10 protein-coding genes and 1 tRNA gene are annotated in these 11,479 nt (G+C 39.5%); 8 read left to right on the forward strand and 3 right to left on the reverse strand.

The genetic code is table 11. From position 1 onward, the window contains the following. Positions 1 to 67 precede the first annotated feature (67 nt). The gene (pssA, locus tag CLV99_RS11545; RefSeq protein ID WP_133584671.1) at positions 68 to 748 is read left to right on the forward strand and encodes a CDP-diacylglycerol--serine O-phosphatidyltransferase; all 681 of its coding nucleotides are present in this window, start codon (positions 68 to 70) and stop codon (positions 746 to 748) included. A gap of 3 nt (positions 749 to 751) precedes the next feature. Here pssA and CLV99_RS11550 read toward each other — a convergent pair whose 3' ends face one another. Then, on the reverse strand, positions 752 to 1,165 hold the full coding sequence (locus tag CLV99_RS11550) for a hypothetical protein (RefSeq protein WP_133584672.1): 414 nt from the start codon (positions 1,163 to 1,165) through the stop codon (positions 752 to 754). 85 nt (positions 1,166 to 1,250) lie between these two features. Beyond that, on the reverse strand, positions 1,251 to 4,043 hold the full coding sequence (locus tag CLV99_RS11555; protein ID WP_133584673.1) for a TolB-like translocation protein: 2,793 nt from the start codon (positions 4,041 to 4,043) through the stop codon (positions 1,251 to 1,253). A 681-nt stretch (positions 4,044 to 4,724) separates the two neighbouring features. On the opposite strand from CLV99_RS11555, the gene mgtE reads away from it, so the two are divergent. Beyond that, entirely contained in the window at positions 4,725 to 6,104 is a 1,380-nt protein-coding gene (gene mgtE / locus CLV99_RS11560) for a magnesium transporter (protein WP_133584674.1), read from the forward strand. A gap of 111 nt (positions 6,105 to 6,215) precedes the next feature. Then, positions 6,216 to 6,289: transfer RNA gene (locus CLV99_RS11565), tRNA-Asn, on the forward strand. A gap of 43 nt (positions 6,290 to 6,332) precedes the next feature. On the opposite strand, the gene rlmF is transcribed toward CLV99_RS11565, so the two are convergent. After that, positions 6,333 to 7,247, reverse strand: coding sequence for a 23S rRNA (adenine(1618)-N(6))-methyltransferase RlmF (gene rlmF / locus CLV99_RS11570; protein WP_246032747.1), 915 nt, complete (start codon positions 7,245 to 7,247; stop codon positions 6,333 to 6,335). Positions 7,248 to 7,484: 237 nt separating this feature from the next. Here rlmF and thrS point away from each other — a divergent pair, with 237 nt between their 5' ends. The 5 genes from thrS (at position 7,485) to CLV99_RS11595 (ending at position 11,450) form a co-directional block, all read left to right on the forward strand. Further along, the gene (gene thrS, locus CLV99_RS11575) at positions 7,485 to 9,410 is read left to right on the forward strand and encodes a threonine--tRNA ligase (protein WP_021069887.1); all 1,926 of its coding nucleotides are present in this window, start codon (positions 7,485 to 7,487) and stop codon (positions 9,408 to 9,410) included. A gap of 48 nt (positions 9,411 to 9,458) precedes the next feature. Then, positions 9,459 to 9,983: a translation initiation factor IF-3 gene (infC, locus tag CLV99_RS11580; protein ID WP_380893145.1), complete on the forward strand. Its 525-nt coding sequence runs from the start codon at positions 9,459 to 9,461 to the stop codon at positions 9,981 to 9,983. 36 nt (positions 9,984 to 10,019) lie between these two features. Beyond that, a complete protein-coding gene (gene rpmI / locus CLV99_RS11585) occupies positions 10,020 to 10,220 on the forward strand; it encodes a 50S ribosomal protein L35 (protein WP_021069889.1) in 201 nt (66 codons plus the stop codon). Between the two features lie 100 nt (positions 10,221 to 10,320). Further along, positions 10,321 to 10,665: a 50S ribosomal protein L20 gene (gene rplT, locus CLV99_RS11590; RefSeq protein WP_021069890.1), complete on the forward strand. Its 345-nt coding sequence runs from the start codon at positions 10,321 to 10,323 to the stop codon at positions 10,663 to 10,665. A gap of 197 nt (positions 10,666 to 10,862) precedes the next feature. Further along, entirely contained in the window at positions 10,863 to 11,450 is a 588-nt protein-coding gene (locus CLV99_RS11595) for a 2'-5' RNA ligase family protein (protein ID WP_133584676.1), read from the forward strand. The last annotated feature ends 29 nt before the right edge of the window (positions 11,451 to 11,479 follow it).

Below are 11,479 nucleotides of genomic sequence, written 5' to 3' on the forward strand. Positions count from 1 at the left end.
TTAAATTGATATTTTTAAGCCATCTAGTTTTAGATGGCTTTTTTTGTACATATTGTAAATTCATACGATGAAAAAATATATTCCGAATACCATAACTTGTTTGAATCTTTTTAGTGGTTGTATTGGTGTTCTGTGTGTTTTTAGGGGGGAATATACGCTGGCGCTGTATTGTGTTTTGGCGTCCGGTATTTTTGATTTCTTTGACGGTATGGTAGCACGTTTGCTCCATGTAAAATCATTAATAGGTAAGGAGTTGGATTCGTTGGCGGATATGGTGAGTTTTGGTTTCCTGCCAGGGGCTGTAATGTATAGTTTATTACAACAGACTACAGATAATACTTATGTTCCTTACCTTGGCTTTTTGATAACGGTTTTTTCTGCTTTGCGATTGGCCAAATTTAATCTCGATGAGCGGCAGACATCCGATTTTATTGGAGTAAATACGCCTATGAATACGTTTTTGATTGTTTCTCTGCCTTTTTTAGCGGGTTCATATCCTTTGTTGATTGGGAATCTGTATTTTTTATTGGTGTTGACCTTGATCTGTAGTTTGTTGCTCGTGTCCGAACTTCGGTTGTTCTCGATGAAATTAAGTTCGTTGGGTTGGGCCGAGAATAAATTCAAATACCTATTTCTGATGGTTTCTTTGGTAATGGTCTTGTTGCTTAAGGTTATGGCAGTGCCTATTATCTTTGTATGTTATATCATATTCTCCCTTCTTCATTTCAAACAGGAGAGCAGATTATAGCTGTTAACAATAACTGTACTCCTGGATTGTGGATTCGATCTTGTCTACCCATAGCTTTGCTATGGCTGCCAGTTCGTACTTTTCATCTTGCGCTAGCTTTATCATAATTTGATTTAAGGTGCGGTGCATTTCGATATATTCGGGGAATTGTCCATATATATCTTTAAAGTCATTGAGTATGTCTATTATGTGGCAGTACATTTCATATTCTATGAATTTGTTTTGGTGGCAAATGTTGGCATTTACCCACTCTTGTTCGGATTGAAATCCATTTTTGATGTGGTGGTCACATGCTTTGTTGAAATCTTTTCTTGTACGGACAAGTTCTTTCTTGACGCCTTCCTTTTTAAGGAGAAGGTGGTCGAAAATTGCTGTTAATCCTTCTTGTAGCTCCGTTTCCCTTGGTATCAGTGCCATAAGTGTTTTCGGTCCTTTGTATGTGTGTAGTTAGGTAACAAACTGATTTGGTGTTTGTTTTGTTTTTTTATGATTCTTCTTGTAGTTAATATGTATAGCTTAGTCCGAAGGTTGGAAATGCTTTTTTTGTTGCTTTTGAATCGTTGATATAAGTGCCTTTTACAGAAGCGGTGAATAAAGGAAAGTTGTATTTAAACAGGTTGAAGTCTATATCTATCCCTGCGCTGCTTGACTTAGGGACGAAGCTTGCCCTATGGATGTTTTGGTAATTGGCAGATAGACGAGCCCGTATACGTTTTATGTAAGCGATTTGGCCTATAGATAAGTCAGGGTAGCTAATAGGAAATCTGTAGTCAAATAATAGTGTGTTTTTTACCGTTTCGTAAGGGATATAGGAAAAGCCTTCAATAGGGGGGATGTCTCGGGTATAGATGTATCTGCCTGTTGTAGACTGCATGCTGTACCGTATCTGAAGGCTGTGGTTCAATGCTAAACCAGGGAAGTAGAAGTTGCTGCGTAATGACCAGGCTCTTCCTGTCAGTTGATCTTCAAATGGTAGATGGCGGAATGTGAAACTGATGTTTTGTCCCCATCTCGGAGTGATATCCATTGTCGCTCTACGTGAGTTACGATTGAAGTAAACTTGATAATTGAGCGGGAATGCGATTGCGTCATTGAAGTTCGTTAAGTTGCTTAAGCTTATGTTATATCTCTTGAGATAGGATGTCCCGAAATTGAATCCGTACGAATATATAGTGTTACCCCGATATTTGCTGAAGGGTAAGCTGATGTCAAGTGCGGTGGTACGTTCTCTCCAGTCAAAGGGGATGCTTGTTGAATTGTTGGTCTGTGCGGATCCAATCTGACCTTTGTCGGTGTAGGATAAGGTAATCTTTGGAAAATACTTTTGATATGATAGTGACGCGGAATAGATGCTTTTTTGGATATCGTTGTCATATTCGTATCCTACCCTTAGGTCTGTGGTGTTGAGAAGGTCGTTGGAAATCCAGAAGATGCCCGGTTTTAAGTTGTCAAAACTCTCGAAGTCATTTCCGCTAAGTGTTAGACTGTGGAAATTAAAACTGTTTTTGAAGGCTTTATAGTCTTTAATTGTGTATTCTGTTCTGATAGAGGTGTCTATTGGGGTATTGTGTGCTCTGTTTAGGCTTTGATTGCTATAGAGTGCTTCTATCATGTGAGGCTTAATAGATTGTTCTTTAAGTTGGGATAAAGCAATACTTCGTATCTGATATCCCTTTGGGGTATAATCATTGTACCATAGTGTGTCTGCATGTAAGGAAGGGTTGAAAGCTCCAAAACGACTGTCTGTTAGTTTGGTTATTTCTCCTTTTTTCCATCTGAATAGGTCGTCTTTATTACCGTAATTTGCTTTAAATATAATGGCATCTTGGTCGAAAATGGGTCTTTCTATTTGTGCATTTGACCAGTCAAGTAGTGGTGTTAAGCTTTTTGTCTGCAGATCTATCTGCATCAAATTAGTGCCTTCTTCGCTAACAGCTATAGCTATTAAATGTGTTCCGTTGGTGTTGAACTGGGGTTGTTGAAGATGTAATCCTACAGGTAAAATGAGGGAGTCAATCTTTTTGGAGGAGGCAATATCTAACCATACCAGGGAGGTTCTATTGGCGAGATCTACCTCTATACAGATGATTTCTTTTTGATTTGGAGCGATGATCGGAGTGTAGTAACGGCTGTTTTTGCTAAGTGTTTTTTTCTTTTTGCTGGCCATATCGTAGACCATGACTACATTGTAGGTTTGTTTTTCAAATCTTGCATCTTTGCGGTATTCGTCCCAAGTGATGAGTTGGTCTCGTAAGTGAAAATAGGGCATGAGTTGGAGGCCCAAAGTTAAGACTGGGGTGCTGTTGTGAGGTGCTTTTTGATCTGTTTGGACGATTCTCGCTGTTCTTTGCGGACCTTCTTGTAGTGCAAAAGTCGCTTGTTCGTTAGTTTGTGGTAGCAGGTAATTGGTCGGATATCGGTCAGTTTTTTCTGGGATGTCGGTGTCGAAAAGCACTGAATCAGGAGTCCATGTCTTGGCTAAATTTGCCATTGTTAGCTTAAAGATAGCATTGGATTTTAGTCCGTAATTCTTCTTCAAGCTGCGTTGAAAGTTAAAAGGTCGGAGTAATTTTCCGTTCATTTCGGCTAATATTTTGCCATGGATCAAAGAGTCTTTTTGATAAAGTTCGCTATTCATAAAGTAACCAATTGTATAGAAACTGGGGACTATATCTTTAAAAGAGCCATGAACATATTTGTTGAAATCATAAGTTCGTCCAGTTAAAATATCTGTTCGAATAGGCATTTGCCAGGAGGTAAGTCGGCCTCTTCCTCCTTTAGAAAACAATGTTTCCTGAAGGACGGCGTCCCCCTCAAAGTACCAGCCGGGAAGGTTCAAACCGAATAGAGCGAGGGCTAATTGTTCGCCAAAAGGAGCTCTTATTTTACCTGTCAAATTGTCAAATTGGGCGATGTGTCTTGATTCATGAAGCGCTAGATTGGGCAACCATTCCTGGTTGTCAGCAATAGCCGAGGGGGTGGAGTAGATCTCTGATTTACGTGGGGCTAACTGCACAAAACCGTTTTGTTGTATGTGATTTTGTTGAACTATGATATTGATGAATCGTGATTTTCTTTCTAAATCGGAGGAAGTGTTTTGTATATATTGGCTGATATTATTAGCTAGCTTCGGTGCACTGGGGCTAAACTCGCTGGGGAAGATGAGCCGGAATTGGTCCGTCGTGATTTGCTTCCATTTTACCTTATAGTGGGCTTGACTGTAATCGAAAACCTGACTATAGAGTATATAGAAATTTATGGTTAATATAAATGTTAGTAATGATTTGATTTTCATTTAGTAGCAATTGATTAATAAGATGAATTTCTTTATTGCTAAAAATAATAGCAAATTAATTAGTTCTTGTGTTTTGTTTTTGTTTAGTTTATTAAACTTAATGTGTTGATTTTTATTGGTTAAACTTCTTTTGTTTAATCTTTTTTTTGTTTGTTTTTTATATTCAAAAAGTTACTTTTTATGCCTTTTGAAGTATATCAAAATGCTGTTGTGCATACAGCTACTAAAGTAGTGTTTTTTTATTAACTCAGTATTAGGTTTGTTGTTTTTGAGAAAGTCAGCGGCGGTGAGACTTTAGGCTTTAAAGGTAATGTGTTTCCAAAGGTGAGGAATGTGCTTTCCTTTCTAAGGGGACTTTCGTTTTGCACGAAGTCTTCCTTTTAGTGTTATCAGGTTTTGTGTCTCGTGCTGTCAGTTCAACAAATGCATATTTGGTTTTTATTTTATCAGATGAGGAGCTTTTTTAATTTTAACAAGAAGTGACATAATGTCTTTTTTTGGGATAGTGTCTGTTTTGAATTTGGATGTAAATCAAGCAAAAAAAAAGATTATATTTTTCGGTATAAAAAGGCGACTTTTGCAAACGTACTTAAAACCACTATCTGGTGTTTGATAGGTGCACACTAATTAACATACTCTTTCAAAAGAAGTAAAACATGTAGGATAAATATCGGAGGCAATATGGAAGAATTGGAAATGCAGGTCGTGCATGTAGAACAGCTAATTGAGGAAGGTAATCTGGTAGCGCTAGAGGATTTTCTGAATGAACTTAATATTTCTGACGTCGAGGAATTGATCGACGAACTTCCCGAGCACGGTGCACTTTTTTTGGAAACCTTAAATCTAAAACGAGCTGTCAACGTATTCCGTATTTTAGACTTCCCGACGCAAGAGCGTATCTTCAAAAAATTATCCGCTGCAAAAGTCCGGGAGATTATTAATGAGATGCCTCCCGATGACCGGACTTCGTTTTTCGGAGAGCTTAAGGGAGATGTTGTAAAACGTCTTATCATCATGCTTTCTCCAGAGGAGCGAAAGGAAGCTCTTTCGCTGTTGGGGTATCCTGAAGATAGTGTGGGGCGACTGATGACGCCTGACTATATTACGGTGAAAGCACACTGGAGTATTACGCGTATTTTAGATCATATCCGTCGGTACGGAAGCGCATCGGAAACTATTGATGTGCTGTATGTGATCGATTCCGAAGGAAAGCTAATTGATGATATTCGAATCAAAGATATTTTATTGGCCGATCCAGAAACACGGGTTGGCGAGTTGATCGATAACCGCTTGATTTCTTTAAATGCGAACGATCCGCAAGAGGAAGCTGTTACGGTCTTCCGGATGAATAATAGAGTCGCTCTACCGGTGGTGGATGAGCAGGGGATTATGTTGGGTATTGTGACAATCGATGATATACTTTGGGTGGCTAACGAAGAGTATACCGAAGATATGCAACGTATCGGTGGTACGGAGGCTTTGGACGAACCTTATTTGGATGTCTCGATTTTGCACTTGGTTAAAAAACGTGGGGGCTGGCTTGTCGTTTTGTTCTTGGGGCAATTGTTGACTGCTACCGTAATCGAGCAGTTTGAAGGGCAACTAGAGAAGGCTGTTTTTTTAATGGTGCTAATGCCGCTGATTATGTCTAGTGGAGGTAACTCTGGTTCGCAGGCATCGACTTTGATCATTCAAGCAATGGCCATGGGAGAAGTGACTCTGTCAGACTGGTGGCGTGTTATGAAACGTGAGATTATTTCAGGATTATTGCTGGGTATGATACTGGGAGTTCTAGGGTTTGTACGTGTTGCAGGCTTCGAGGCATTCTTGGATGCTTACGGTGAATACTGGGTATTGGTAGGGCTGGTCGTGAGTCTGTCTTTGGTCGGGGTGGTCATGTGGGGGTCGCTCACCGGATCGATGCTGCCTTTTATTCTAAGACGCTTGGGGGCCGATCCTGCAAGTTCGTCTGCACCGTTTGTATCGACCCTAGTTGACGTTACAGGATTGATTATTTATTTCACTATTGCCAGTCTTATCTTGGGTGGTATTTATTTATGATAAAAAATCTGATTGGATTTGAGGAAGTTGCGAATTTGTGCTTAAAAATATTTGCAAAGACAAATTAAACTTCCGATAATTGCATCACCGAAAGGGAAAACAACATAAGATTCCTGAATAGCTCAGTTGGTTAGAGCATCTGACTGTTAATCAGAGGGTCGCTGGTTCGAGCCCAGCTTCAGGAGCAATGTTTGTAAAGCCATCAACATAAGTTGATGGCTTTTTTTATTACCATTTCCAAGCAAGAATTCTTGAAATTTTTTGACCCTGTTGCATAGGGATGATTTCTATAGCAGCAGCTTTGTGGTATTCGAGTATGGCGACCAATGGTTTGATGTGGTCTTTGCTTGAGACAAGAGTTGTGACCCAGTTGAGATGATCTTTAAATTGTATACTCTCGTAGATTAATTTTGAGATGAAAGCTTTCTCCCCTCCAGGATACCATAGCTCGTTAGGGTGGCCTGAAAAGTTTTGAACGGTTGGCTGCTCTTTGTTCTTGTGTAGGTTCTGGAATTTCTTGGAGCTTACATTCCAGTTGTCCTCGCGCGATTTGAAGAATGGGGGATTGCAGACTACAGCATCGAACCTGTCTTTTTCAAATATAATACCTTGTAGGATGTGTTCTTTGTCATCTTGGAATCTCAATTGTATTTTCTTTTTGAGCCAGATGTTTTTGTTGACGTTTATTTCAGCGTATTGAATAGATTTTGGGTCGATTTCGGTAGCTGTAAAATCCCATAGGTATTCTTGTGCCCCAATAAGTGGGTAGACTATGCTAGAGCCTGTGCCGATGTCAAGAACTTTGACTTTTTCTCCTGTTGGTATTTGACCATTATTGTCTTTTGCCAAGATGTCTGCGATATAGTGTATATAATCGGCCCTTCCTGGGATGCCTGGACAAAGGCTATTTGGGCTAATTTGCCAGTTTTTAATTTTATACTCGCTGACAAGTAAAGCCTTGTTTAATTCGAATACGGCTTTGGGGTTGGCAAAGTCGATGCTTTGGGTACCGAAGTCGTTCGTAAATACGAAGGCGAGAAGGGCAGGATTGCTTTTACACAGCTTTTCCATCTGATAGCCATTGCGGTGTTTGTTGCGAGGGTGCAGTTTTGAAGGAGTAGCGCCTTTTGGAATCATGTTCATTTACTATTGTTGAAAAAACAAAGGTACATTTGTAGCGCTATTAAATAGCATTTAAAGGTAAAATTAGTGCATGTATGTGGCTTTTTTATGTTAGGGATTCGCTAATGCCAAGCATTTTATCTATGTTTGGACGTTTATTAAATTAACTAGGTGGGCCTGCATGTAGAACAGTGTAATTGTACATACTGTATGTGGGTGTGCCTAAAGCATTAACAAATTTTAAAATCATAATTGTAGATGATTAACATTACTCTCCCTGACGGTTCGGTACGTCAGTATGAAAAAGGGACTACCGCTATGCAGGTAGCTCTATCTATCTCCGAAGGTTTAGCACGCAATGTATTAGCAGCAGAGGTAAATGGGGAAGTGTGGGATGCGTCCCGTGCTATCGATTCGGATGCCGCTGTCAAGTTGTTGACTTGGAATGACGATAAGGGCAAGTCTACTTTTTGGCACTCTTCTGCACACTTGTTGGCAGAAGCATTGGAAGAATTGTATCCAGGTATTAAGTTTGGTATTGGCCCTTCTATTGAAACGGGTTTTTACTATGATGTGGATTTTGGAGATCAGGTGTTTTCTTCTGACGATTTTAAGCAGATTGAAGATAAAATGCTTGAATTGGCCAAGAAGAAAGAGGTGTTCGATAGAAGAAGTGTTTCTAAAGCCGAAGCACTGGCTTATTTTGAAGATAAAGGAGACGAGTACAAGCTGGACTTGATTAAAGATCTAGAGGATGGGTCGATTACCTTTTATTCGCAAGGTAACTTTACAGATCTATGTAGAGGTCCACACATCCCGAATACTGGTTTTATCAAAGCTATTAAGCTGACTAATGTTGCTGGGGCCTACTGGCGTGGAGATGAAACAAGAAAGCAGTTGACACGTATCTACGGTGTTACCTTCCCGAAGGCATCGGAACTTTCGGATTACCTCAAGTTTATTGAAGAGGCTAAGAAGAGAGATCACCGCAAGTTGGGTAAAGAGCTGGAGCTTTTTGCTTTTTCTGAAAAAGTGGGTATGGGATTACCATTATGGTTGCCTAAGGGAACTGCTTTAAGACAGAAGCTAACAGACTTCTTGCAAAGAGCACAGCTGAATTCAGGCTATGAACCTGTAATGACTCCACATATTGGGCACAAACAGCTTTATATCACTTCAGGACATTATGAGAAGTATGGTGCAGATTCTTTCCAGCCGATAAAAACGCCGGTAGAGGGAGAAGAGTTCTTGTTAAAGCCAATGAACTGTCCTCACCACTGTGAGATATATAAGACTAAGCCTCGTTCGTATAAGGAATTGCCGGTTCGTTTTTCAGAGTTCGGAACGGTATATCGCTACGAACAATCTGGTGAGCTTCATGGTTTAACTCGTGTTCGTGGGTTTACACAAGATGATGCCCATTTATTCTGTCGTCCTGATCAAGTGAAGGAAGAATTTAAGAAGGTTATCGACTTGGTTCTTTATGTATTTGGAGCGTTGGGCTTTAATGAATATACAGCGCAGGTTTCTTTACGTGATCCAGAGAATAAAACCAAATATATCGGTTCGGATGAAAACTGGGCTTTAGCTGAATCGGCTATTATTGAAGCTGCTGCAGAAAAAGGATTGCCAACTGTCGTAGAATACGGTGAAGCTGCGTTTTATGGTCCTAAACTAGATTTTATGGTTAAGGATGCATTGGGCCGTAAATGGCAATTGGGTACGATACAAGTTGACTATAACTTGCCAGAGCGCTTTGAATTGGAATATACAGGAAGCGATAACCAAAAACATCGTCCAGTGATGATTCACCGTGCGCCGTTTGGTTCTATGGAAAGGTTTGTAGCGGTATTGATCGAGCACTGTGGTGGACAGTTTCCGTTATGGCTTGCTCCTGAGCAGTTTATCGTTTTGCCAGTGTCAGAAAAATATGAAGATTATGCGCAAAAACTTTTGGAATCGCTAAATAATTCCGATATTCGCGGTCTAATCGATCTCCGTGACGAGAAAGTAGGACGTAAGATACGTGATGCTGAGGTTAAAAAATTGCCTTACATGCTTATTGTAGGGGAAAAGGAGATGGAAAGTGGCACAGTTTCTGTTCGTAAGCATGGGTCAGTGGACTTGGGTTCAATGACGTCTGATGAGTTTAGAGATTTATTAATAAAAGAAATAACCGTTTAAAATTTTAAACATTTGGCATTAAAAAGACCTAGTGGTCCTAGACCACCAATGAGGAAAAAAGAACCGGAGCATCGTATTAACGAATTCATACGTGTGCCTGAGGTACGTTTAGTTGGGGATAATGTTGAGCCAGGGGTATACCCTACCCGCAAAGCGTTAGAGATGGCCGACGAATTGGAGCTAGATCTAGTCGAGATTTCTCCAAATGCTGTTCCTCCTGTTTGTAAAATTGTAGACTATAGCAAGTTTATTTATGAGCAGAAGAAAAAGCAAAAGGAAATCAAAGCGAATGCCAAACAAACAGTTATTAAGGAGATTCGCTTTGGACCGAATACCAGTGAGCACGATTTTGAATTCAAATTGAAACATGCTATGCGGTTTTTGGAAGCTGGAGAGAAGGTCCGTGCTTATGTACACTTTAAAGGACGTGCTATTGTCTTTAAAGAGCAAGGAGAGATTTTATTGTTGAAATTTGCTCAGGCTCTAGAAGACTATGGTAAAGTAGAGTTGTTGCCTAAATTGGAGGGCAAACGCATGTTCTTGACGTTGGCTCCAAAGGGCGCTAAGAAATAAAAGTATTCTAACAGATTGATATAAATATTAAGTATTATGCCAAAAGTAAAAACCAATTCCAGCGCTAAGAAACGTTTTAAAGTGACTGGGACAGGTAAAATTGCAAGAAAAAGCGCTTACAAAAGCCACATCTTGACTAAAAAGACTACTAAACAAAAACGTAATCTTACGCAAACAGCTTATGTTTCTGACGGAGACTTAGGTAATGTAAAACGTATGTTAGTTCTTGGAAAGTAATCCTTTCTTAACAAAAAAAAACAATATTTTTTGACCGGGTATAGGGTTGTAAGCTTGCTGAAAAACGTAACACCTTTTACCAAATTAAATTTTAATAATTATGCCACGTTCGGTTAACGCAGTTGCTTCGAGAAGAAGAAGAAAAAGAATTTTGAAATTAGCTAAAGGCTATTTCGGTTCACGTAGCAAAGTATATACTATTGCTAAAAATACAGTAGAAAAAGGTTTACAGTACGCTTACCGCGACCGTAAAACCAAAAAACGCGAGTTCAGAGCTTTATGGATTCAGCGTATCAATGCAGGTGCCCGTCAGCACGGAATTTCTTATTCTAAGTTGATCGGTAAATTGAATGCTAAGAATATCGGATTGAACCGTAAGGTTTTAGCTGACTTAGCTATGAACAACCCTGATGCTTTCAAAGCAGTTATTGACGCTGTAAATTAATTTAGTTTTAAATCGCAGTCAATTTGTTAGATATTAAAAGGAACCCAATCGGGTTCCTTTTTCTTTTTTAAGACAGATGGGGTCAGACTGTTAGGCGTTTAATTTGCCGATAGTGGTTTGTACTTTTATCGATTCATAAGGTGAGGAGATCTGCTTAGTTTTTCTTATCTTTAAGAGGTAACCTTAAAGAATGTGCGATGGAAAGTGTTAAGATATCTTTGGCTTTTATGCCTTGTGAAAAAGTTAATGCCAAAATCAAAGGCATAAAAGATGTGCTCAAATCCTTGGTTGGCTGGTATTCTAGCTGTAATGCCGCAGGGCATATAACGATTTGTGAATTTGAGGCCACCCAGGATCAATTGGAAGGTATAGTAGCGATATTGCGCGAAGAGTTGAGCTATGAACATGCTCAATATGTATATTTCAACGACTATTCTGTTTTTCAGAATGGAGATAGCTATACTTACTATATTGCTCCAACTGTACAATCTCGGTATTATTTTAATCAGCGTTCTGCGGTAGTCATCAATGCGCTGAAAGCGAAGTTCTCTCTGCGTTCTATCTCCAAAGAACCGCACCTATCTATTGGTCGGCGCCTTGAGGAAAATATGCTTAAAGAAGCAAAAAGCAACCTTCAACAAATTGATCTAGATTTCTTCTGTGATGCGGTGTTTATACGTGTATTCAATCCCATTGTGAAGCAATATGATATATATACCAAAATCCCATTCGGTGGGAAAGAAAGGAAGGTATATGGAGCAGGGCAATTGAGCTTTAATTTTTAGACAAAAAAAAGCATCATTTTTTAATGATG

The organism is Sphingobacterium yanglingense (genome assembly GCF_004363245.1).
GTDB lineage: Bacteria > Bacteroidota > Bacteroidia > Sphingobacteriales > Sphingobacteriaceae > Sphingobacterium > Sphingobacterium yanglingense.

Bases quoted from the DNA above. Each gene is read 5' to 3' on its own strand.
- thrS (WP_021069887.1), top strand. From the start codon at position 7,485: ATGATTAACATTACTCTCCCTGACGGTTCGGTACGTCAGTATGAAAAA.
- pssA (WP_133584671.1), top strand. From the start codon at position 68: ATGAAAAAATATATTCCGAATACCATAACTTGTTTGAATCTTTTTAGT.
- rpmI (WP_021069889.1), top strand. From the start codon at position 10,020: ATGCCAAAAGTAAAAACCAATTCCAGCGCTAAGAAACGTTTTAAAGTG.
- CLV99_RS11595 (WP_133584676.1), top strand. From the start codon at position 10,863: ATGGAAAGTGTTAAGATATCTTTGGCTTTTATGCCTTGTGAAAAAGTT.
- infC (WP_380893145.1), top strand. From the start codon at position 9,459: ATGAGGAAAAAAGAACCGGAGCATCGTATTAACGAATTCATACGTGTG.
- CLV99_RS11555 (WP_133584673.1), bottom strand. From the start codon at position 4,043: ATGAAAATCAAATCATTACTAACATTTATATTAACCATAAATTTCTAT.
- rplT (WP_021069890.1), top strand. From the start codon at position 10,321: ATGCCACGTTCGGTTAACGCAGTTGCTTCGAGAAGAAGAAGAAAAAGA.
- mgtE (WP_133584674.1), top strand. From the start codon at position 4,725: ATGGAAGAATTGGAAATGCAGGTCGTGCATGTAGAACAGCTAATTGAG.
- rlmF (WP_246032747.1), bottom strand. From the start codon at position 7,247: ATGAACATGATTCCAAAAGGCGCTACTCCTTCAAAACTGCACCCTCGC.
- CLV99_RS11550 (WP_133584672.1), bottom strand. From the start codon at position 1,165: ATGGCACTGATACCAAGGGAAACGGAGCTACAAGAAGGATTAACAGCA.